The following is a 22,153-nucleotide window of genomic DNA, read 5'->3' as shown; positions in this document are numbered from 1 at the left end:
TCGAGTGGTGTGCGGAACAAAGTTGGTTAGGACAGGCTGACCGGCGGTAACCTGGGCTGCTTGGATAATGTGACGCCGGGCGGACTCCCCCGCAGTAGGACAGACTAGGAGAACGGCAGTGCCGTACATCATCGCTGAACCGTGCGTTGACGTGAAGGACAAGGCATGCATCGAGGAATGCCCCGTGGACTGTATCTACGAGGGCGGCCGCATGCTGTACATCCATCCCGACGAGTGCGTGGACTGTGGTGCATGTGAGCCGGTATGCCCGGTTGAGGCGATCTTTTACGAAGACGACACCCCGGATCAGTGGACTGGCTACATCAACGCCAACGTCGACTTCTTCGACGAGCTCGGTTCGCCCGGCGGTGCGACGAAGGTCGGCAAGGTGGATTACGACCCGCCGCTCATCAAGGAACTGCCTCCGATGGCGAGTGAATGAGTCCTGACGTGGCGGTGCGCGGCCGGGTCAGTAGTCTGCTGCCCGATTTCCCTTGGGACACCATCGCTTCCGCGAAGGCGAAGGCGGCGGCGCATCCCGGCGGGATCGTCGATCTCTCGGTCGGTACCCCGGTCGATCCGGTCGATCCGCTGATCCGCGACGCGCTGAGCTCGGTGGCCGAGGTGCCCGGGTATCCGACCACGCATGGCACGCCCGAGTTGCGGGTGGCCGCGGTCGAGGCGCTCGCGCGCCGCTACGGGATCACCGGTGTGGACCCGGTGGCCGTGCTGCCCGCGATCGGCACCAAGGAGTTGATCGCCGGATTGCCGCGATTTCTCGGTCTCGGCGGCGCCGACCTGGTGGTCATTCCCGAGGTCGCGTACCCGACCTACGAGGTGGGTGCGCTGCTCGCCGGTGCTCAGGTCGCCAGGGCGGACGGACTGACCCAGCTCGGCCCGCGGTCGCCCGCGCTGATCTACGTGAACTCCCCTTCGAATCCGACCGGACGCGTGCTCGGCGTCGATCATTTACGCAAGGTCGTCGCCTTCGCTCGCGAGCGTGGTGCGATCGTCGCCTCCGACGAGTGCTATCTGGGCCTGACCTGGTCGGGTCGCGCTGTCTCCGTCCTGGATCCCGAGGTATGCGATGGCGACCACACCGGCTTGCTCGCGATCCATTCGCTGTCGAAGACCTCGAACCTGGCCAGCTACCGCGCCGGTTTCGTGGCGGGTGATCCGACCCTGGTCGCCGAACTGCTCGAGGTGCGCAAGCACTCCGGCATGATGGTGCCGTTCCCGATCCAGGCGGCGATGACCGCCGCGCTCGGCGACGACGCCCATGAACAGCGGCAGCGCGAACGCTACCGCGCACGCCGCGAGATTCTGCGAAACGCGTTGCTGGCGGCCGGTTTCCGGATCGATCACTCGGAGGCCGGCCTCTACCTGTGGTCCACCCGCGGCGAGAACGGCCGCGCCACCCTGGACTGGCTGGCCGAGCGCGGCATTCTCGCCGCCCCCGGCGATTTCTACGGCCCGGCGAGCACCGAGCACGTCCGAATCGCGCTCACCGCGACCGATGAGCGCATTGCCGCGGCGGCGCAACGACTGAACGCGAACTGACAGGTCTGTTCGAAACCGATGCGCGTGCGCGATCGACGCCGCTGTTGGCGCGGCTCTCGCTCGTGCGCGCCGCAACGGCGATAGCCTGTTTGTATGGACGCTGTAACGGTTGTCCCCACCCCCGGCAATGAGCCGGTGCATTCCTACGCACCGGGTAGTCGCGAGCGGGAGTTACTTATTGCCAAGCTTGCCGAGATATCAGGCGAATCCGTCGACATACCGTTGGTGATCGGTGGTAAACATCGGCCAGGCATCGGCGAGCGGCACGATATTGTCACACCGCACCGGCACAGACATGTGCTCGGAACCTATACCAACACCACCCATTCGGAGGCACGCGGCGCCGTCGACGCGGCGATAGCGGCGGCGCCCGGCTGGCGGGCGCTGTCGTTCGATGAGCGCGCCGCGATCTTTCTGCGTGCGGCGGATCTGCTCGCGGGGCCATGGCGGGAGACGGTGGCCGCCGCGACCATGCTCGGACAGTCCAAGACCGCCCAGCAGGCCGAGGTCGACGCGCCGTGCGAGCTCGTCGACTTCTGGCGGTTCAATGTGGCGTTCGCGCGCCGGATCCTCGAGCAGCAGCCGGAGTCGAGCGCCGGGGTATGGAACAGGCTGGACTATCGGCCGCTGGAGGGATTCGTCTACGCGATCACCCCGTTCAACTTCACCGCTATCGCCGGGAATCTGCCGACCGCGCCCGCGCTGATGGGCAATACCGTGGTGTGGAAGCCGTCGCCGACGCAGACATTGGCGGCGTTCTACACCATGCGGGTATTGGAGGCGGCGGGGTTGCCGCCGGGGGTCATCAATATGGTGACCGGTGACGGCGTCGAGCTATCGGAGGTGGCGCTGGGCGATGCCAGGTTGGCGGGCATCCATTTCACCGGTTCCACCAAGACATTCCAATTCCTGTGGGGTCAGGTCGGTGCCAATATCGGGCGCTACAACGGATATCCGCGATTGGTCGGGGAGACCGGCGGCAAGGATTTCATCGTCGCGCACTCCTCTGCCGATCCGGATGCGTTGCGCACCGCGCTGATTCGCGGCGCCTACGAATATCAGGGCCAGAAATGCTCGGCCGCCTCGCGCGCCTACATCGCCCGATCGGTGTGGCGCTCGATGAGTGACGATTTCCTGAGCCAGACCAGGGAACTGGCCTTCGGCGATATCGCCGATCTGTCCAATTTCGGTGGCGCCGTGATTGATCGGCGCGCCTACGAAAAGAATGTCGCCGCCATCGAGCGGGCCAGGGCTGCGGGCATCGCGATATCGGCGGGCGGCGAATACGACGACAGCGAGGGGTGGTTCGTGCGGCCGACAGTGCTGTTGGTGGGGGATCCGCACGACGAGTCCTTTGCCACCGAGTATTTCGGGCCGATCCTGTCGGTGCACGTCTACAACGACGCCGAACCCGGTGCCTACTCCGCCGTGCTCGCCGAGGTCGAGTCGACGGCACCCTACGCACTGACCGGCGCGGTTTTCGCCCAGGACCGCCACGCCGTCGAACAGGCCTCCGCCGCATTGCGTTTCGCGGCGGGCAACTTCTACATCAATGACAAGCCGACCGGTGCGGTAGTGGGCCAGCAGCCCTTCGGCGGTGCCAGGGCCTCGGGTACCGATGACAAGGCCGGTTCGCCTTTGAACCTGTTGCGCTGGGTGGCGCCGCGCGCGATCAAGGAAACCTTCATCCCGCCAACGGACTACCGGTATCCGCACATGGCGGCGAGATAAGACACTTCTTACTGCGCGCCTCGGTCAGTAGATCCTGACCCGCCGGCTATACCAACGGTCTGCCGAACCGGTGTCGGAGGCGCATGTCCACTAGCAGCACATTCATCGGAAAAACCCTGGCGGCCTTGGGGAATCGGTCCTGTACGGTTCCGATGGTGCGCAGCAGTTCGACGAAGCGGCGCTGATCGCGCGCACTCCAGGTCATGCCCATCTCGTCGCGCAGATGTTGCGGCAGCAGTCCGCCGACAATGAAGCGGTGCAGCCGCCCGAAGATCCGCAGCGGTCGCGCGAGCATCTTCAAATCAATGATGTGATCGAAGTAGGCACGCGTGCGGGCGTCGATGGTCTTGGTCGCCAGGTTGGTGTTCCAGTAGTCCTCGAACGCCGCGCGGTCCGCGGGCCACATCTCCTGGCGCATCTGCAGGGTGGTGCCGAGCCGGGCCGCGTATTGATAGAACACGTCGGCGGTGTCCTCGTCGAGCGGACCGTGCATCTTCTCTTTCAAATCGACGATGCCCCAATACAGGCAGGCTGCTACCCATAGCTGGAGCTTCGGATCGAAGGCGTTGTACTTCAGTGGGGCATCCGGTTCGGAGTGCACCGGGCGATGCGATTGGTTGACCGCCTCGCGGTAGATCTCCCGATCTTTCTCCGAACCGAGCAGCGCGACCGAGATGTAGGTGAGGGTGGTGCGCAACCGCTTCCATGGATGCAGGTCGACCCGGCCCGATTCGACCTTGCTCTCCATTACGCCGTACGCCACGGGCCGCAGGCTCAGTTGGACCATGACATTGGCCATGCCGCCGAGCGCGGCGGCGATGCCGTCGAAGATTTCGTCCATCTGGAAGTCGTCGGCCGTGCCATAGCGGCAGGTTGTGGCCGGTTCGTGCGGTGTTGCTCGATTGGCCGCGGTCATCGTCGACCTCGTCTTTCGAATTCGGCCGCACTACGGGGTTCGGACGATCTGCGGCATTTGAATAATGAGAATATTATGTCCTCACCTTCTCATTATCCTGGCAGGGTTGTCAATGACGCGGTTTCGGGATTCTTCCGCCGTAGATGATGGCATGCGAAGCTAGTGATGTCATCGTTTCATCGAAGCGGATAGGGTGAGTGTCATGGCGAGGCTGACCAGACTGCTGGCGCTGGTGCGCAGCACCAGTCCCGAGGATCGCAATCAGGCGCCGGTGCTGGACGCGGCGCTGCTCGCTTTTCTGGATTTCGGCATCAAACGCACCAGCATGGTCGAGGTGGCGAGGCGATGTGGGCTGTCGCTGGCCACACTCTATCGGCGTTTCGCGAGCAAGTCCGATCTCATCCAGGCGGTCGGGCTCCGGCAGGCCCGCCAGTTCATCGACGAGGTGGACGCCACGCTGCAGCGGCAGGTCGATCGTGATGCGGGGGCCGAAGATCAGATCGTCGAATTGTTCGTCGCGTTCCTGAATGGGTTGCGCGGCAATAAGCTACTCGACCGGCTGTTGAAGACCGAGCCCGAGATCGTGCTGCCATATCTCACCGTCAAGGGAGCTCCGGTCATCGAGATGGGCCGCGACTATACGGCCGAATTCATCACTCGACTGCAGGCCGAAGGCAAGCTGCCCGATTACGATCCCGAACCGCTCGCCGAGATGATCGCGCGCACCGCGTTATCGCTGGCTCTCACACCGCAAACGGTGATTCCGCTCGATGACGACGTGGCGGCGCGGCAATTCGCGCGTGACCATGTCGTCGTCTCGTTCCGGATTCCGTGACCTCCCACACACCCGCTGAGAAGGATGTGTATCAACCCTCTCACTGCCTCAATGGGGTGTCAACCAGTCGGATGGCCGTGGATGCCGGCGAAGTAGCGTGAGCGAATGTCGATCGGTGTGCCACTGCTGCTTCGTTCCCTGAACCCACTCGCGGTCGCCGCGGGGGAGGACCGCCCCGACGCGGTCACCATTGACGGGGTGACGCTGTCGCGTAGCGATCTACTCGGCGCCGCGACCTCGGTGGCCGAACGTATTGCCCGTGCGGAGCGGGTTGCGGTACTGGCCCGCCCGAGCGTCACCACGGTGCTTGCCGTGGTCGGTTGTCTCATAGCCGGGGTCACCGTGGTTCCGGTGCCGCCGGACTCGGGAAGCGCTGAACTGGAGTACATCCTCGGTGATTCCGGCGCACAGGCATGGCTCGGGGAGGCGCCCGCGCGGACGAACCTGCCGGTCGTCCCGGTTCGCGTGCACGCCCGCTCCTGGCATACCTACCCCGAACCCGAGCCCGGCGCACCGGCTTTCGTGCTGTATACCTCCGGAACGACCGGGCCGCCCAAGGGCGTAGTGCTCAGCCGTGGCGCCATTGCCGCGGGTCTGGACGCGCTCGCGGACGCCTGGACTTGGACCGCGAACGACGTTCTGGTGCACGGACTTCCGCTGTTCCATGTGCACGGCCTGATCCTCGGTGTGCTCGGTCCGTTGCGGGTGGGAAGTCCGTTGATCCACACCGGCAAGCCGACCCCGCAGGCATACGCGGACGCGGCGGGGACGCTCTACTTCGGTGTGCCGACAGTATGGTCGCGCATTGCCGAAGATGCCGGCGCGGCACGGCAATTGGCTGATGCGCGACTGCTGGTGTCGGGCAGTGCGCCACTGCCCGTACCGGTGTTCGAGCGACTGCGCGAGCTCACCGGTCACGCTCCGATCGAGCGCTACGGCATGAGCGAAACAATGATCACGCTGTCCACACGTGCCGACGGTGAGCGCAGGCCGGGCTGGGTCGGCGTGCCGGTGGCGGGTGTGCGGACCCGGATCTGTGATGAGTCGGGCGAGCCGGTCGCGCACGATGGTGAGAGCATCGGCGGCCTGCAGGTGCGGGGGCCGATGGTGTTCGATGGCTACCTCGATCGCGCCGAGGCAACGGCCGAGTGCTGGACCGATGACGGCTGGTTCAAGACCGGCGATGTGGCGGCGATCGGTCCCGACGGCTTCCATCGCATCGTCGGCCGTGAGTCGGTCGACCTCATCAAATCCGGCGGATACCGCATCGGCGCGGGCGAAGTGGAGAACGCATTGCTCGGCCACCCCGATGTCGCGGAGGTCGCGGTGGTCGGGCTGCCGGATGCCGATCTCGGTCAGCGCATCGTTGCCTTTGTCGTACTGCGCGGCGCGGCAACCGATTCCATCGAGAAGGCCCTGATCGAGCAGGTGGCCGAGCAGCTTTCGGTGCACAAACGCCCGCGCGAAGTCCGCATCGTCGATGCGCTGCCGCGCAATGCCATGGGCAAGGTCCAGAAGAAGCTGCTGAGCTGACGCAGGATGATCGACCGCTGATCCGCATCCACCCGACCCGGATCATCGCCTTCGGCCTGTGATCGGATCGGGTGGCTGCGGTCGGGCTGTCAGTCGTTGGCGTGCAGTGCGGCGTTCAGCTCGATACCGGTTCCCTTGCGGGGCACCACTTCTACCGCTCCGGTGAGCGAATTGCGGCGGAACAGCAGGTTGTTCCGTCCGGCCAATTCGGCCGCTTTGACGACCGTGCCGTCGGGCGTGGCGACCTTGGTGCCCGCGGTCAGGTAGAGGCCGGCCTCGAGAACGCAGTCGTCGCCGAGCGGGATACCGAGGCCGGCGTTGGCGCCCAGCAGTGAGCGTTCACCGACCGAGACGATGGTGGTGCCACCGCCGGACAGCGTGCCCATGATGGAGGCGCCGCCGCCGACATCCGAGCCGTCGCCGACCACCACGCCCGCCGAAATACGGCCCTCGACCATGGAGTTGCCGAGCGTCCCCGCATTGAAGTTCACGAAGCCCTCATGCATGACGGTGGTGCCCGAGGCCAGGTGCGCGCCGAGCCGGACGCGGTCGGCGTCGCCGATGCGGACGCCCGAGGGCACCACATAATCGACCATGCGCGGGAACTTGTCGATGCTGTACACGGTGACCGGTCCACGGGCGCGCAGCTTGGCGCGGGTCAGCTCGAAGCCCTCCACGGCGGCGGGGCCGTGATTGGTCCACACCACATTGCTGAGCAGCCCGAACTGGCCTTCGAGGCTCAGTCCGTGCGGGCGAACCAGACGATGCGAGAGTAGGTGCAACCGCAGGTAGACCTCATGCGCGTCGACCGGTGCCGCGCTGAGGTCGGCGATGGTGGTCCGCACGGCGATCACGTCCACACCGCGTGCCTCGTCGAAGCCGACAAGCGCGGCGAACTCCTCGGGAGCCTGCTCGAGGCGCACAGTGGCGGTCTCGGTGAACTCGCCGAGTCGCGGACTCGGATACCAGGTGTCCAGGACGGTCCCGTCCGCTGTCACATTGGCGATACCGACTGCTGTTGCTCCCTGAATGCTCACGTCATGAGAGCCTACCGATCCGTGACCGGCAGCGGTGCGGCCGCATCGGCGATGAGGGGCGGTTGTGCTGAGTCGATCGCGTCTGCGGTGCCGGTACACCCGCGACACCGTAGCGGTGTACGTCGAGAGCCGTGACCGAAGTCCGGATCGATATGTCCGGCCGTAGGCTGTCGGGCGTGATCATCGACTTGCGCGCCGACCCCATCACGCTGACCGCCGCTCTGGTCGACATCGAGAGCGTGTCCCGCGACGAGGCGCGGATCGCCGATATCGTCGAGCGGGCACTGCGCGAGCAGACCGACGGATTCGAAGTGCTGCGGCACGGGAATGTCGTGCTCGCGCGGACGAATCGGGGTCTCCCGACGCGAGTGATCCTGGCCGGACACCTGGACACCGTGCCGATAGCCGACAATGTGCCGAGCAGGTTCGATATCGGCGACGACGGCGCGGACGTGCTCTATGGGTGCGGCACGGTCGACATGAAATCCGGTGACGCGGTGTTCCTCCACCTGGCCGCGACGATTGCCGATCCGGCGCACGATCTGACCCTGATCTTCTACGACTGCGAGGAAATCGCCGCCGAATTCAATGGGCTCGGCGCGATCGAACGGGAGTTGCCGGAGTGGCTCGACGGTGACCTGGCGATTCTCGGTGAACCCTCGGCGGGCTGGATCGAGGCGGGTTGCCAGGGGACCCTGCGGGTCCGGCTGTCCACCGCCGGCGTGCGGGCCCATTCGGCGCGGGCCTGGTTGGGCGACAATGCCATTCACAAGCTCGCCCCGGTCCTGCGGCGTCTTGCCGACTACCGGGCTCGCGAGGTCGACATCGACGGCTGCGTCTACCGCGAGGGACTCTCGGCGGTCGGCGTATCGGGCGGAGTCGCGGGAAATGTGGTCCCCGATATCGCCGAGGTCTCGGTGAACTTCCGATTCGCTCCGGATCGCACGGTCGAGCAGGCCATCGCGCACGTCCGTGCGGTATTCGACGGCCTCGACGTGACCTTCGAGGTAACCGACTCCGCTGCGGGCGCCCTGCCCGGCCTGACCGCGCCGGCGGCGGCGGGTCTCATCGGCTCGGTGAACAGCCACGGCGGCGGCGGTGTGCGCGCCAAGTACGGCTGGACCGACGTCTCGCGCTTCGCTGCCCGCGGCATCCCCGCCGTGAACTTCGGTCCCGGTGACCCGAACCTGGCGCATAAGCGCGACGAGCATGTACCGACCGCGCAGATCACCGCCGTCACCGCCATGCTGCGCGGCTATCTGACCCGGTAGCGTGGCACGCATGTCCACCGAAACCGCAGATGACAGTGGCGCCAGCGTCCGCAAGTCGACCCCCAAATTTCGCGGGCCGATCATGTTCCGCCGCGACCGCAAGCCCGGTGGCACCGCCGACCAGAATCTGTTGGACAGGCACGGACCGAGCGACTGGGTGCATACCGACCCGTGGCGGGTGCTACGCATTCAGGCCGAGTTCGTCGAGGGCTTCGGTGCGCTCGCCGAAGTACCGCGTGCGGTCACCGTTTTCGGTTCCGCGCGCACCCCGCCCGGCCATCCGGAGTACGAGGCGGGCCACGCGCTCGGCGGCGCGCTCGCCCGCGCGGGATTCGCGGTGATCACCGGTGGCGGCCCCGGCGCCATGGAGGCCGCCAACCGTGGCGCCTCGGAGGCGGGCGGGTATTCGATCGGGCTCGGCATCGAGTTGCCGTTCGAGCAGAGCCTCAACGAATGGGTCGATCTGGGAATCAACTTCCGCTACTTCTTCGCCCGTAAGACGATGTTCGTGAAGTACTCCCAGGCATTCGTCTGCCTGCCCGGCGGTTTCGGCACTCTCGACGAGCTGTTCGAGGCGCTCACCCTGGTGCAGACCCGCAAGATCACCCGCTTCCCGATCATTCTGTTCGGCACCAAATATTGGGCGGGACTGGTGGATTGGCTGCGTGACTCACTCGCCGGCTCGGGCAAGATCGCCTCCGGCGATCTCGGCCTGTTGCGGGTAACCGACAGTGTGGACGAGGTCTGCGACATAGTGCTCGGTGCGGCGGAAAACGGCGGCGATCTGGACGCGATCGGGACGGAGGACCAGTGGTGAGCGGGCGAGCCTATGTCGTCTGTGTGTACTGCTCGGCCAGCACCGCCGACCCCGCCCACATCGCCTTGGCTGCGCGCGTCGGCACCGAGATCGCCAGGCGCGGTTGGCAATTGGTGTCCGGCGGCGGACACGTCTCGATGATGGGTGCGGTCGCCACCGCGGCGCGGGCCGGCGGTGCGCAAACGATCGGCGTGATCCCGAAACACTTGGTGCACAAGGAAGTCGCGGATGTCGACGCCGATGAACTCGTCGTCACCGACACCATGCGCCAGCGCAAACAGGTCATGGAGGATCGCGCCGACGCGTTCCTGACCCTGCCGGGCGGCATCGGCACTCTCGAAGAGTTCTTCGAGAGTTGGACCGGCGGCTACCTCGGCCAGCATGACAAACCGGTGGTGGTGCTGGACTCCGACGGCTTCTACGACGGCCTGTTTCGCTGGCTGGACGAGCTCTACGACCGAAAGTTCGTGTCCCAGTTCGCCAGAGACCGAATCTCCGTCACCACCGATCTGCGGTCGGCCTTCGTGGCACTGCAACCCGATGACACCGCCACAACGCGCGAGGAGATTTGACAGCGTGAGCACCGACGCCCGCTCGACAGTCACGTTGTCCGATATCGCACGACGACTGCCGAGTATGGCCGTCGATGTCCCGTCCATGCTGCGTAGTGCCCTCGGCATGCTGGTCAGGCCAGGTGGCAAGTCCTCGGTCGGGCTCTATTTCCAGCGCAACGCCCACCAGCACCCGGACCGGCCGTTCCTTCGGTTCGAGGGCAAGACCTTCAGCTATGCCGAGGCGAACGCGGAGGTGAACCGCTACGCGGGCGTGCTCGTCGATCGGGGTGTGCATCGCGGCGATGTGGTCGGCGTGCTCATGACGAATCGTCCCGAGACGATATTCGTCGTGCTGGCCACGGTCAAGCTCGGCGCGACGGTCGGTCTACTCAATCACCATCAACGAGACACCGTGCTGGCGCACAGCTTCGGACTGCTCGACAGCGTGCTGAATGTGGTCGGTGCGGAATGCCAGGAGGCATTGGACACGCTCGCCGAGCCGCTCGCCAACGTCCTCTACGCACAGGATCTCGACAAGGCCGCCCGCGACGCTGACGCCACCGATCCGCCGGTGTGTGCGGAGATCACCGCACAGGAGCGGGCCTTCCTGATCTTCACCTCCGGCACCACCGGACTGCCGAAGGCCAGCGTGATGACCCACCTGCGCTGGACCAAGAGCATGGCGGGGCTCGGTGGACTCGGAATTCGCTTGCGCGGCACCGACACCCTGTACTGCTGCCTGCCGCTCTATCACAACAACGCGCTTACCGTCGCGCTGTCGTCGGTGCTGTCGGCGGGCGCCACCTTCGCGTTGGGACGGAAGTTCTCGGCGTCGGGGTTCTGGGACGAGATCATCAGGGAGAAGTCCACCGCCTTCATCTACATCGGCGAGGTGTGCCGGTACCTGCTCAACCAGCCCGCCAAGCCGGTCGATCGGCAGCACCGGGTCCGGCTCGTTGTCGGCAACGGGCTGCGTCCGGAGCTGTGGGACGAGTTCAAGAACCGTTTCGGCATCGACCGGATCGTCGAGTTCTACGGCGCCAGCGAGGTGAACATCGCCTTCGTCAATGCGTTCGGAGTGGACCGCACCGCCGGATTCGGGCCGCTGCCATACGCGATCGTCGAATACGACGACGCCACCGGTAAGGCCAAGCGCGGCTCGGACGGGCGGCTGCGGCGCGCGCCGTCAGGTGGGGTCGGGCTGCTGCTGGCGAAGGTCACCAGTCGCTCGCCGGCGGACGGGTACACAGACAAGGCCGCCTCGGAGGCGAAGCTGGTCCGCGACGGCTTCAGCGACGGCGACGTCTGGTTCGATACCGGCGATCTGGTCCGCGATCAGGGCTGGCACCACATCGCCTTCGTGGACCGCATCGGTGACACCTTCCGGTGGAAAGGAGAGAACGTCGCCAGCACCGAGGTCGAGGCGGCACTGGCGCAGGCGGACACGATCGCCCAGGCAGTTGTCTACGGCGTGGATGTTCCGGGCACCGACGGTAAGGCGGGGATGGCGGCGGTCACGCTGTATCCCGGTGTCGAATTCGACGGACACGCGCTCGCCGATCAGGTCTATGCGCGGTTGCCCGGGTACGCGGTCCCGCTGTTCATCCGGGTGGTACCCGAACTCGAGCAGACCTCGACCTTCAAGAGTCGCAAGGTGGAACTACGCAAACAGGGCTACCAGCCCGACGGCGAAAGCACCATGTACGTGCTGGCCGGCCGCGCCGACGGCTATGTCCCCGCCTATGACGGCTACGCCGCCGACGTCGCCGCCGGCACGTGCCCCCGGTAAGCGCCCGTGTCCCACCACAGGATCCGAGCGAAACTCTTGTGGCATCTAACCTGTACGGCCTGAAGACGCGCAGCGGCGCACTAGATACAGTCGGAGCCATGTTCAGCCAGACGGCAGTGCCGCTCCCCACCTTGTGCGGCAAGCCGGTGGCGATCGATCGCGCGCTGGTGATGGCGATCGTCAATCGCACTCCCGACTCGTTCTACGACAAGGGCGCGACCTTTACCGACGCGGCCGCCATGGACGCGGTCGCGCGGGCCGTCGACGAAGGCGCCGACCTGGTCGACATAGGCGGGGTCAAAGCGGGGCCGGGCAGCCGGGTCGACGCGGTCGAGGAGGCACGCCGAGTGGTCCCGTTCGTCGCCGCGATACGGTCGAAATATCCCGAGCTACTCGTCAGCATCGACACCTGGCGCGCGGAGGTGGCGTCGGCCGCGGTGGCCGTCGGCGCCGATCTGATCAACGACACCTGGGCGGGCGCCGATCCGGATCTGGTGTGGGTAGCCGCGGAGTCGGGTGCGGGCATTGTGTGCAGCCACACCGGCGGTGCCGTCCCACGGACCCGGCCGCATCGGGTGCGCTATGCCGATGTGGTGGCCGAAGTGACCGGTACCGTGGTCGTCGCTGCCGAAAAAGCCGTCGCGGCGGGGGTGCGCGAGGACTCGATTCTGATCGATCCGACGCATGACTTCGGCAAAAACACCTACCACGGGCTCGAGTTGTTGCGGGGAATCAACGTTCTTGTAAATACCGGATGGCCCGTCTTGATGGCGCTGAGCAACAAGGATTTTATCGGGGAGACTCTAGGCGTCGGTCTTTCCGAACGGTTGGAGGGCACATTGGCAGCAACGGCATGGTCGGCCGCGGCCGGCGCCCGAGTCTTCCGAGTCCACGAGGTCGCCGAAACTCGGCGCGTCGTGGACATGATCGCCGCGATTCAGGGCATCCGGCCCCCCGCGCGAACCTTGCGAGGTCTGGTATGAAATTCCAACACCGCGAGCCCGCCTGGGCGACGACCAATACCTGGGACACCCCCGATTGGATGGTGGACGAACTCGTCGCCGCCAAGGACGGCCGCACCGTTTCGGTGGTGCTGCCCGCGCTGAACGAAGAACGCACCGTCGCCGACGTGGTCGCCAGTATCAGGCCGCTGCTCGGCGCACTCATCGACGAATTGGTTGTGCTCGATTCCGGCTCGACCGACGCCACCGCGCAGCGTGCCCGTGCCGCCGGCGCCGAGGTCATCAGCCGCGAGGAGGCCGTTCCCGAACTCGACCCGCTGCCGGGCAAGGGAGAGGTGCTCTGGCGGTCGCTGGCCGTGACCAGCGGTGATCTCATCGCCTTCGTCGACTCCGATCTGATCGACCCGGATCCGGCCTTCGTACCGAAGCTGCTCGGACCGCTGCTGACGGTCGAGGACATGCACCTGGTGAAGGCGTATTACCGCAGGCCACTGCGCCAGGGCGCCTCGATCGACGCGCACGGCGGTGGCCGGGTCACCGAACTCGTCGCCCGTCCATTGCTGGCCGCGCTGCGGCCGGAACTGTCCGAAGTGCTGCAGCCGCTGGGCGGCGAATACGCCGGGACCCGCGAACTGCTCACCTCGGTCCCTTTCGCTCCCGGCTACGGCGTCGAGATCGGGCTATTGCTGGATACCTACGATCGCCTCGGACTGTCCGCGATCGGCCAGGTGAACCTTGGGGTGCGCGCCCATCGCAACCGCCCACTGGCCGATCTCGGCGTCATGAGCCGACAGATTCTCGGCACCGTGCTCGGTCGCAGCGGCGTACCGGACTCCGGCGCGGCGCTCACCCAATTTCCACTGGTCGGTGATGCTTTCACCGCGCACAGCACCGAAGTCTCCCTGGCAGACCGTCCGCCGATGAATACGCTTCGCCCTGCTCGCGCGGCCGCCTGACTACTCATCGGGCGCCTCGTCCCGCGCGCGGCAGCCGCATCGAGCGAGCTGCCCGAGTCATCGTTCAACGGTGGATGGGTCCGTTGGTTCGGTCCAGCGGCCGGGCGGAGCCGCCACCACGTTCGGCAAGGATTTGCGCGGCGATCGAGATCGCGGTCTCGTCGGGTGTATAGGCGTTGAGGTCAAGGCCGAGTGGGCTTTTCAATCGCGCCAACCGGCTGTCGGTCACCCCTGCGGCGAGTAATCGTTCGATCCGTTCGGTATGCGTGCGTCGCGAGCCCAATGCGCCGACGAAACCGATGTCCATACTCAACGCGGCCGCAAGCATCGGGACGTCGAACTTGTTGTCGTGGGTCAGCACGCACACGACGGTGCGGTCGTCGATCCGCCCGGCGGCCTGCTGCGCGATCAGATACCGGTGTGGCCAATCGACGACGACCTCGTGCGCGGCGGGGAATCTTGCTGCGGTGGTGAATGTTTCGCGGGCATCGACCACAGTTACCCGATAGCCCAACTGCCGGCCCGTACGGCTCAGCGCCCGGGCGAAATCGTTCGTGCCCGCCAGAATCATTCGCGCCGCGGTCCCGAACGTCTGCACGAAAACCCTGGGCCGCGCAGCGGATTGCGGCTCGCACTCCTGCGCGCCGACCACGCCACTGCGGCCGGCGTCGAGCAGGGCCCGCGCGTCTCGATCGACACCACGCCACGGCTCGAAATCGTCGGCAGCCAACAGCTTCCACACCCCGGCCTCATCCAGCGTGGTCAGCAACGCAACCGGTTTGCCCGCGCCGATCTCGCGCCGCACCGCCGCCAGCATCGCTAAGTGCGCTGCGTCCACCCGCTCGACGAATATCTCGATCTCACCGCCGCAGGTCAAACCGATCTCGAACCCGTCGCCCTCGGCATAACCGAATCGATCCGACACTGGCTGCCCGGTTGCCAGCACCGCGCACGCCGACTCGACAACGGCCGCTTCCACGCACCCACCGGACAACGATCCGACAACCTCACCGCCCGCTGTCACCACCATCGCCGCCCCGGCCTGGCGAGGCCCGGCTCCCGTCGCATCGACCACCCGCGCCAACGCCACCGGTCCATGCCGCGCCAGTGTGATCAATTGCTCCAGTATCTCGCGCACGCCACCGGTCCCTTCTCGGTGCGACGGTTCCGTTGCCGCCTGGAACTGCGGTTTCGTCGTCGTCAACCAAGCCTAACCACCCGCAACGATCGGAGTGATTCGTCGGGCAAAGGGCGGTGTTCGTCGAGTGCGGCTACTCGGCGATCTCGCGGAGCTGGAGACCGGCGGGGATATCGTCGGTCTCGAAGTAGGTCGCGAAGATCTCCGCGGCTTGCTCGGCGGTGAAGACCTCATCCGGGTACACCCGCAAGAAATCGGTCCCGTCCGGGATGCAGACATTGGGCTCGCCGCTCCGGCTGCCGGGCAGGCCCGCGGTGAAGCGGCGCGCCAGGCCTTCCACCGCAGTCTGAACCTCGATGACCAGGGCTTCGGCGGATCCGGTGCATTGCACCGAGCTGGGGCCGGGGGCGGAGCTGATGGCCGAGGTGATGTCGGTGGCGGCGACCGGCGCCGACAGGCGGGTCATGTTCACCGAGAATCGGTGGTAGCCATCCAGCCTGCACAGCGGGCGCAGGAAATTGCCGACGGTCTCGTCCGGCCCGATGAACACCTTCAATCGGTTGCTGTAGGTGACGCGGTGGGTAGTGACGATCGGTTCCGCCTGGGCGAGCGGGCGGGTCTCCACCAGGCCTGAAATGGACGCCTGGGCGTGCGGTGGGGTGCGCGCCGTCATTGAAGATTGAACATTCATCAGGGTCCGCCTACCAGCAATAGTTACCTTCCAGCAATTGAATCATTGGTGTAGTAATTTCCGAACCCCGCTGAGCTGTGATATATATCACAACTTTGTGCGGCATGGCATGTCTGATCGCCGCTCAGCGTCTGATGCCCGATATCGGCGACCTGGACTCCTGATCATGTCGGTAGACCGGCGTAAGGAGCTCGGCCTCCTGCGGTTCGCCCGTGACCCGGTCGTATCGAACCGCGACGAGTACCGAGAACCGATGGGCGGCCGCCCGCTCGTGCAGGGTGGCCAGCCGGGTCGCGAGCAAACGAATGGCGCCGAGCGAACCGGGCGGATGGAGGCCGTCGATGATCAGAATGGTGCCGCGGCCATCGAGGCGGGGTAGCCGGGCCAGGTACGCGATGTCGTGCGGTTCGGGCCCACCGGGTCGATACACCCGCCGGGCCGCGCGGTCCTCGATGCCGCGTCGCGTGTCGCCCGCCCTGGCCACTGTGCGCCGCAGCCGGGGATCGGCCGTGACCAGTTGGCGCACACTGGGTGACAACTCGGGACCGCCGAGCACGATCAGTCCGTCCCGATTCAGGTCGACCGGCCTGCCGGGCGGGAAACGCTCGACCGCGACGGTGAAGCCGAGTTCGCGAAGCAGGTCGGCGAGGCGTTGCGCCGCGGTCGGGTCGGGTGCCCCGAGCACCCGGCCGCTACGGACCTCCGGTGCGAGCACGGTGAGCGCGCCGTGCCCGAAGAAAAGCCCCTCCGGTGCCGGTCCCTGGGTGCTGACCTGATGGATCCGAGCGCGGGAAAGCCCTGCCGCCGCACCGATTCTGGCGAAGGTCCAACCGTCGGCATGGAGTTCCCTGATGACCGCGCGGCGGATCCGGGTGAGTTCGTTGATCGTCTGCTGGGCCGCCGCCACCCCATCGGTGGCGGCCTTTAGTCGCTCGACCTTGTCTTCGATCGCGAATATGCGCGCCACGTCATCGGCCGACATGTGCGAAGTCTAGACATCTCGACACGATCGGGTGTCTATCCCGCTTGACGGATGCCAATTGATGGCGGGATCGCTCAGGTGGCGTCGGTGTCGATCGGCGGACGTTCGTTGCGCTCCAACGGCTTATCCAACTTGGGCATCGGGTAATCGGGCATCGCGCCTGAGGCGCCGATCAGGTCCTTCTTATCCGGTAGCGCGTTGTCGACATCACGGAACAGTGAATCATCGCCATTGAGAAGGTGTTTGGTCATCATCGAACGGGGCGACATTTGCCGCAGCTCGTTCAGATCGGCCAACGGCTTGCGCAAGTCCTCGAATTCGGGCCCGAGTTCCTGCTGTAGCTGTTGGGTGGCGCCGCTGGCGTAGTCACGTGCCTGACGCAAGCTGCGCGTGGTCCAGCGAACCGCGCCCGGCAGTCGCTCCGGGCCGAGGATCACGAGGGCGGCGACGAGCAGGATGACCATCTCGCCCCAGCCGATGTTGCTGAACACGGATCCAGGCTACCTGGGTTGGCCCACCATGGTTCAGTCGGATTCCAGTGTGACCGGCACGTCTACCTGCCTGCCGTCGCGGATCAACTGCACGTTCACTGTCTGGCCGATCTTGCTCGACTGCACCGCGACGACCATCTCGTCCGGACCGGTCACCTCACGATCGCCGATCTTCACGATGACGTCGTTCTCCACGATCCCGGCCTTCGCCGCCGGACCGTTCGGTGCGACGTCGGCGACGGCCGCGCCGCTCATCACATCATTAGCTACTTGTTTGCTGCGCGCGCTGAGTCCGATTATCGGATGGTGCATCTCGCCGTTGTGAATGAGCGTCTGCGCCACCTCGGCCACCATGTCCACCGGAATGGCGAACCCGAGGCCGACCGAACCGCCGCTCTCACTGCGGATCGCGGTGTTGATGCCGATGACCCGGCCCTCCATGTCGACCAGCGCACCACCGGAGTTGCCAGGGTTGATCGCCGCATCGGTCTGCACCGCGTCGATCACGGCCTTGGTGTCGCTGCCCTCGCCGGACAGCGCGACCGGGCGGTGCAGCGCGCTGACGATGCCGGAGGTGACGGTTTTGCTCAGGCCGAGTGGCGAGCCGATCGCCAGCACCTCGTCGCCGACCTGGACATCCTTGGACTTGCCCAGATTAGCCACTGTGAGATTCTTCACATCGACCTTCAGTACCGCCAGGTCGGTCTTCGGGTCACGCCCGACAATTTGCCCGGGCACCCGGCTGCCATCGGAGAAGGTCACCTGGATGCCGGCCTGATGCGACTTGTCCTGGGCCGCCATCGAAACCACGTGATTGTTCGTCGCGATATAGCCAGCGCCGTCGATCACGACACCGGAACCCGTCGCGCCGTTGTCACCGACAGTGACCCGGATCGACACCACCGACGGCAGCACGGCATTGGCGACCTTGGCGATCTGGCTGTGCGGCTGATCGAAATTGCTCGACTGGTCCAGCGCGACCTTGCGTGAGGTCAGGGGAGCGGCGGATTCGGCGGTCAGCCGACCGACAAGGCCGCCGAGTACACCGATGGCCAGCGCGACGACCGCGAGCAGCGTCAGCGCCTTCGGCGCCACCCGGGTGCCGAAGAGCACCTCGCGGGCCGACAGCTTCTCGGCCTGCGGCATCGATGTGGTCTGTGGGGTCGCCACGGCCGGTGCTCCGAGTCGTGCGCCGGTTTCCGGATCGCGCCACGGGTCGGCCGGACCGGCCGCTGGTGCGGCCGGATCCGCCGCATCCGGATCACGCTGCAAGATTTCGGTGGAACCTTCGGGACGACCGAATGCCTCGGCCAGCACCGTATCCGGCGGGCGATTGTGCGACTGCGGGCCGAGTGCGATGGAACCGTTCTGCGGTGCGGCATGCTCGGCGAACGAGCCGGTCTGGCCCGAAGGGCGGCCGAAGGCGCGTGCGGTATGGGTGTCGACATTGGGTCGATACACCGCGCGCGGCCCGAGCACGGGTGCGTCCGACGGCCTGAGGTTCCCCCGGTTGGCCGCCGAATCGGGGGTGTCGGCCGATCCGGTGTTCGTCGATTCGGTGGTCACTCGCCAGACTCTACTTGCGCCACCATGTTGTCCACCGGGTCGCGGTGAACGAATCGGTCAGAAAGCCGAAAACCGGCTCGTTGCGCGGGGTCCCGTGCGAAGTGGGGGGCGAAGGGCTCGTCGTGGTGCCCGGCAACTCGGCCAGCGGAATGCGGGTCAGGCTGTCGTGCAGGCTCGTAGGAATGGATATCTGGCCGGACCGGCGCAGCGCGATCCGCGCCTGCTGCTGCGCGTCGACCTCCGCCGCGCATTCCGGGCAGGCGGCAAGGTGCTGAGCGGCGCGCAAATAGGCGTTCATCCGAAGTTCGCCGTCGACGTACGCTGCGACCGCTTCGCTGGCCAAATGCTCGGTTGGACGAAAACGTGGCTGCCGGGAATTCGCATTGCCCCGCGCGCCGTGGAACCGACGACCTGACGTGTTGGAGTCGCCACTCATTCGGTGCTCATCCTTCCAACCGGCATCATCCATGGATCCGGATGACATCGATGCCTGATAGATCACCCTATGTTCGCGTCAGCGGTCAACCGCTGTTGAGATCCATTATGCGCAAGGTGCTCGCGCAGCGCCTGACGGCCGCGATGGATCCGGCTGCGAACGGTACCGAGTTTGACACCGAGGGTCGCGCCGATCTCTTCGTAAGAGAGCCCCTCGATATCGCACAGCACGACAGCGGCGCGGAATTCCGGTGCCAGCGAGTCCAGCGCGGACTGTAGATCCGGATCGAGTCGGGCGTCGTGATAGGCCTGCTCCGGGCTCGGGCCGTCGGCGGGCACCCGGTCATAATCCTCGGGCAGCGCCTCCATCCGAATCCGATTGCGCCTACGCACCATGTCCAGGAAGAGGTTTGTGGTGATGCGATGCAACCAGCCCTCGAAGGTGCCCGGCTGGTAATTCGACAGCGAACGGAATACCCGGATGAACGTCTCCTGGGTCAGATCGTCAGCATCCTGTGCGTCGCCGGAAAGGCGATAGGCCAGCCGGTATACCCGGTCGGCGTGTTCACGGACCAGTTCGTCCCAGGACGGCATCACCGATCGGTCACCGGTGGCGTCGAAGGCGGCGGTGCCGCTCAACTCGTCGATGGATTCGGCTGCCGATTCGGCTTCGATCGGCAGAATTTGCTCTGGCAGGGTGGCGTGCTCGCGCGCCGCATCGACCATGTGGATGGTGATACCTCCTACTCGGGACCGTGGCTTGCGGACTCTGCGGTGATCCGGATCTGCGAATCGCTACTGACGGATACAACCGACAAGCTGTATGTCGTTGTTCCCGAGTCCGCGCTGTGCGGTCAACTGGTCTTGCGTAGGGCTCACTCTGCTTTGTTCCGATATGGCGCGGATATGGAGACCCTGAGGGACACCTGAGAGTTTTGCGCCATGTGTCGGTGCCGACATTCGCCGCACTCACCTGTGCGGAAAACGCGGGGAAGCGGACTTGCGGGCTAGCCTGCATAGGTGGCATCGAACCTGGAGCGAAATCTCTCCTACGTGGAGGAATCCGTGGTGGAAGACGAGGTTCTCGTCAGCGCCCGTGAGCGGGCCACCGAACTCGGTGCGGCGCCCGTGCCGCCGTCGGTGGGAGCCTTGTTGAGTATGTACGCCCAGCTCCTCGGTGCGCGAACGGTCGTCGAGGTGGGTACCGGCGCCGGCATAAGCGGGCTGTGGCTGCTGGATGGAATGCGCGAAGATGGCACGCTGACCACCATTGATTCCGAGCCGGAACACCAGCGGGCCGCCAAGGAGGCGTTCCGTGCCGCCGAGATTCCGCCCGCGCGAACCAGGCTGATCAACGGCAGGGCACTCGATGTCCTGCCTCGACTCGCCGACGGCGCCTATGACCTGGTGTTCATCGACGCCGCCCCGCTCGAGCATCCGCAGTACGTCACCCAGGCCGTGCGGCTGCTTCGCGACGGTGGTGCGATCCTGCTGCACAACGCGCTGCTCGGCGGCCGGGTCCCCGATCCGAGCCAGCGTGACTCCGCCACCCAGGCTGTGCGGGCCGCCACCAGGGCGATTGCCGAGGATCCGGAACTCACCAGTGTCCTGATCCCGGTCGGCGACGGACTGCTGTGCGCCTCGCGCGACGGCGAACGCGGCTAGACCCAGACACCCTTACCGACGGTCACCACACCGCCGTGACTCACGGCGAAGCGTTCGCGGTCGCGCTCGGTGTCGACGCCGATGATTTCGCCCTCGCCGACCACCACGTTCTTGTCCAGGATGGCGCGGCGGACCACGGCGCCGCGCCCGATCCGCACGCCGGGCATGAGGACGCTGCCCTCGATGGTGGCGCCGTCGTCCACCATCACATTCGAGCTCAGGACCGAATTGCGAACGGTTGCGGCCGAGAGGATGCACCCGGAGCCGATCACGCATTCCTGCGCCAAGCCGCCCTGCGCGAATTTCGCGGGTGGCAGGGTTTCGGCGGCGCCGCGAATCGGCCAATGCTTGTTGTAGAGGTTGAATACCGGGTGCACCGAGACCAGGTCCATATGGGCGTCGTAAAAGGCGTCGATGGTGCCGACGTCGCGCCAGTAGCCACGATCGCGATCGGTGGCGCCTGGAACATCGTTGTCGGCGAAGTCGTAGACGGCGGCCTTGCCCGCGGCGACCAGCGACGGAATTATGTCACCGCCCATATCGTGGTCGGAGTCGGAATTGTCGGCATCCGCGCGGATCGAATCCACCAGGACCTTCGTAGTGAACACGTAGTTCCCCATTGAGGCGAAGGTCATGTTCGGGTCGTCGGGCGTACCGGGAGGATGTGCGGGTTTCTCCAGGAATTGGGTGATCCGGCCGGACTCGTCGGAATCGATGCAGCCGAAGGCGTTCGCCTCGCTACGCGGCACCCGGATACCGGCAACGGTCACACCTGCCCCGGAATCGATATGCGCCGCGAGCATCTGCTCGGGGTCCATGCGGTATACGTGATCGGCACCGAAAACCACGATGTAGTCGGGGTCCTCGTCATAGATCAGGTTCAGCGATTGCATGATGGCGTCGGCGCTGCCGGTGTACCAGCGCGGACCGAGCCGCTGTTGGGCGGGCACCGGCGTGATGTATTCACCGCCGAAACCCGATAGTCGCCAGGTTTGGGAAATATGCCGATCGAGCGAATGCGACTTGTATTGGGTGAGCACACATAGTCGCAGGAAGCCGGCATTGACGAGATTGCTCAGTACGAAGTCGATAAGCCGATAGGCGCCGCCGAACGGGACGGCAGGTTTGGCCCGATCCGCGGTGAGTGGAAAAAGGCGCTTACCCTCGCCACCGGCGAGCACGATCCCGAGTACGTGCGGCTGGCTCCTCACAAAGCCAAACTAC

General features: G+C 65.8%; 22 protein-coding genes. 12 read left to right on the top strand and 10 right to left on the bottom strand.

The features are described 5' to 3' along the window. Positions 1–118: 118 nt before the first annotated feature. From fdxA to pruA, 3 genes are all read left to right on the top strand, one after another. Entirely contained in the window at positions 119–442 is a 324-nt protein-coding gene (gene fdxA, locus LKE06_RS01605) for a ferredoxin (protein WP_227996544.1), read from the top strand. Then, a complete protein-coding gene (dapC, locus tag LKE06_RS01600) occupies positions 439–1,560 on the top strand; it encodes a succinyldiaminopimelate transaminase (protein ID WP_227996543.1) in 1,122 nt (373 codons plus the stop codon). Before fdxA ends, dapC begins: the two co-directional genes overlap by 4 nt. A 93-nt stretch (positions 1,561–1,653) precedes the next feature. Further along, positions 1,654–3,291: an L-glutamate gamma-semialdehyde dehydrogenase gene (gene pruA, locus LKE06_RS01595; protein WP_227996542.1), complete on the top strand. Its 1,638-nt coding sequence runs from the start codon at positions 1,654–1,656 to the stop codon at positions 3,289–3,291. 46 nt (positions 3,292–3,337) lie between these two features. On the opposite strand, the gene LKE06_RS01590 is transcribed toward pruA, so the two are convergent. Continuing rightward, the gene (locus LKE06_RS01590) at positions 3,338–4,207 is read right to left on the bottom strand and encodes an oxygenase MpaB family protein (RefSeq protein WP_227996541.1); all 870 of its coding nucleotides are present in this window, start codon (positions 4,205–4,207) and stop codon (positions 3,338–3,340) included. Between the two features lie 202 nt (positions 4,208–4,409). On the opposite strand from LKE06_RS01590, the gene LKE06_RS01585 reads away from it, so the two are divergent. Both LKE06_RS01585 and LKE06_RS01580 read left to right on the top strand, forming a co-directional pair. Beyond that, entirely contained in the window at positions 4,410–5,042 is a 633-nt protein-coding gene (locus LKE06_RS01585) for a TetR/AcrR family transcriptional regulator (protein ID WP_227996540.1), read from the top strand. A 105-nt stretch (positions 5,043–5,147) separates the two neighbouring features. Continuing rightward, positions 5,148–6,575 carry an acyl-CoA synthetase gene (locus LKE06_RS01580; protein WP_227996538.1) on the top strand — a complete coding sequence of 476 codons (1,428 nt, stop codon included), beginning with the start codon at positions 5,148–5,150 and terminating at the stop codon, positions 6,573–6,575. Positions 6,576–6,664: 89 nt separating this feature from the next. On the opposite strand, the gene dapD is transcribed toward LKE06_RS01580, so the two are convergent. Next, a complete protein-coding gene (gene dapD / locus LKE06_RS01575; RefSeq protein WP_227996536.1) occupies positions 6,665–7,612 on the bottom strand; it encodes a 2,3,4,5-tetrahydropyridine-2,6-dicarboxylate N-succinyltransferase in 948 nt (315 codons plus the stop codon). Positions 7,613–7,764: 152 nt separating this feature from the next. Here dapD and dapE point away from each other — a divergent pair, with 152 nt between their 5' ends. The 6 genes from dapE (at position 7,765) to LKE06_RS01545 (ending at position 13,961) form a co-directional block, all read left to right on the top strand. Then, entirely contained in the window at positions 7,765–8,883 is a 1,119-nt protein-coding gene (gene dapE, locus LKE06_RS01570) for a succinyl-diaminopimelate desuccinylase (protein ID WP_227999235.1), read from the top strand. A gap of 10 nt (positions 8,884–8,893) precedes the next feature. Then, positions 8,894–9,700, top strand: a complete 807-nt coding sequence (locus tag LKE06_RS01565; RefSeq protein WP_227996534.1) for an LOG family protein — start codon at positions 8,894–8,896, stop codon at positions 9,698–9,700. Then, positions 9,694–10,272 carry an LOG family protein gene (locus tag LKE06_RS01560; protein WP_227996532.1) on the top strand — a complete coding sequence of 193 codons (579 nt, stop codon included), beginning with the start codon at positions 9,694–9,696 and terminating at the stop codon, positions 10,270–10,272. The genes LKE06_RS01565 and LKE06_RS01560 overlap by 7 nt, the downstream gene beginning before the upstream one ends. Then, positions 10,241–12,043 (top strand): long-chain-acyl-CoA synthetase, encoded by a 1,803-nt coding sequence (locus LKE06_RS01555; RefSeq protein ID WP_227996530.1) that lies wholly within the window; start codon positions 10,241–10,243, stop codon positions 12,041–12,043. Before LKE06_RS01560 ends, LKE06_RS01555 begins: the two co-directional genes overlap by 32 nt. A 98-nt stretch (positions 12,044–12,141) precedes the next feature. Further along, entirely contained in the window at positions 12,142–13,026 is an 885-nt protein-coding gene (gene folP, locus LKE06_RS01550; RefSeq protein ID WP_227996528.1) for a dihydropteroate synthase, read from the top strand. Beyond that, complete coding sequence (locus LKE06_RS01545) at positions 13,023–13,961, top strand: glucosyl-3-phosphoglycerate synthase (RefSeq protein ID WP_227996526.1); 939 nt, start codon at positions 13,023–13,025, stop codon at positions 13,959–13,961. Before folP ends, LKE06_RS01545 begins: the two co-directional genes overlap by 4 nt. Positions 13,962–14,025: 64 nt before the next feature. Here the strand turns inward: LKE06_RS01545 and LKE06_RS01540 are convergent, their stop codons facing one another. The 7 genes from LKE06_RS01540 to sigE form a co-directional block, all read right to left on the bottom strand. Then, positions 14,026–15,099, bottom strand: coding sequence for an XdhC family protein (locus tag LKE06_RS01540; RefSeq protein ID WP_227996525.1), 1,074 nt, complete (start codon positions 15,097–15,099; stop codon positions 14,026–14,028). A 133-nt stretch (positions 15,100–15,232) separates the two neighbouring features. Continuing rightward, complete coding sequence (locus tag LKE06_RS01535) at positions 15,233–15,790, bottom strand: hypothetical protein (RefSeq protein WP_227996523.1); 558 nt, start codon at positions 15,788–15,790, stop codon at positions 15,233–15,235. Positions 15,791–15,914: 124 nt separating this feature from the next. Further along, a complete protein-coding gene (locus tag LKE06_RS01530; RefSeq protein ID WP_227996522.1) occupies positions 15,915–16,772 on the bottom strand; it encodes a hypothetical protein in 858 nt (285 codons plus the stop codon). A 74-nt stretch (positions 16,773–16,846) separates the two neighbouring features. Continuing rightward, on the bottom strand, positions 16,847–17,263 hold the full coding sequence (gene tatB, locus LKE06_RS01525) for a Sec-independent protein translocase protein TatB (protein WP_227996520.1): 417 nt from the start codon (positions 17,261–17,263) through the stop codon (positions 16,847–16,849). 33 nt (positions 17,264–17,296) lie between these two features. Beyond that, complete coding sequence (locus LKE06_RS01520; protein WP_308188277.1) at positions 17,297–18,829, bottom strand: S1C family serine protease; 1,533 nt, start codon at positions 18,827–18,829, stop codon at positions 17,297–17,299. Positions 18,830–18,839: 10 nt separating this feature from the next. Continuing rightward, positions 18,840–19,265, bottom strand: a complete 426-nt coding sequence (locus LKE06_RS01515) for a zf-HC2 domain-containing protein (RefSeq protein WP_227996518.1) — start codon at positions 19,263–19,265, stop codon at positions 18,840–18,842. A gap of 62 nt (positions 19,266–19,327) precedes the next feature. Further along, positions 19,328–19,990: an RNA polymerase sigma factor SigE gene (sigE, locus tag LKE06_RS01510; RefSeq protein ID WP_227996516.1), complete on the bottom strand. Its 663-nt coding sequence runs from the start codon at positions 19,988–19,990 to the stop codon at positions 19,328–19,330. A 294-nt stretch (positions 19,991–20,284) separates the two neighbouring features. Here sigE and LKE06_RS01505 point away from each other — a divergent pair, with 294 nt between their 5' ends. After that, on the top strand, positions 20,285–20,929 hold the full coding sequence (locus tag LKE06_RS01505; RefSeq protein WP_227996515.1) for an O-methyltransferase: 645 nt from the start codon (positions 20,285–20,287) through the stop codon (positions 20,927–20,929). Here LKE06_RS01505 and glgC read toward each other — a convergent pair. Next, positions 20,926–22,140, bottom strand: a complete 1,215-nt coding sequence (gene glgC, locus LKE06_RS01500; protein ID WP_227996513.1) for a glucose-1-phosphate adenylyltransferase — start codon at positions 22,138–22,140, stop codon at positions 20,926–20,928. The two genes, LKE06_RS01505 and glgC, sit on opposite strands and share 4 nt — an antisense overlap. Positions 22,141–22,153: the final 13 nt, after the last annotated feature.

It is taken from the genome of Nocardia australiensis (assembly GCF_020733705.1).
Lineage (GTDB): Bacteria > Actinomycetota > Actinomycetes > Mycobacteriales > Mycobacteriaceae > Nocardia > Nocardia australiensis.
The sequence above is the reverse complement of the archived record's forward strand: the minus strand, read 5'-3'. Positions and strand labels throughout refer to the sequence as shown.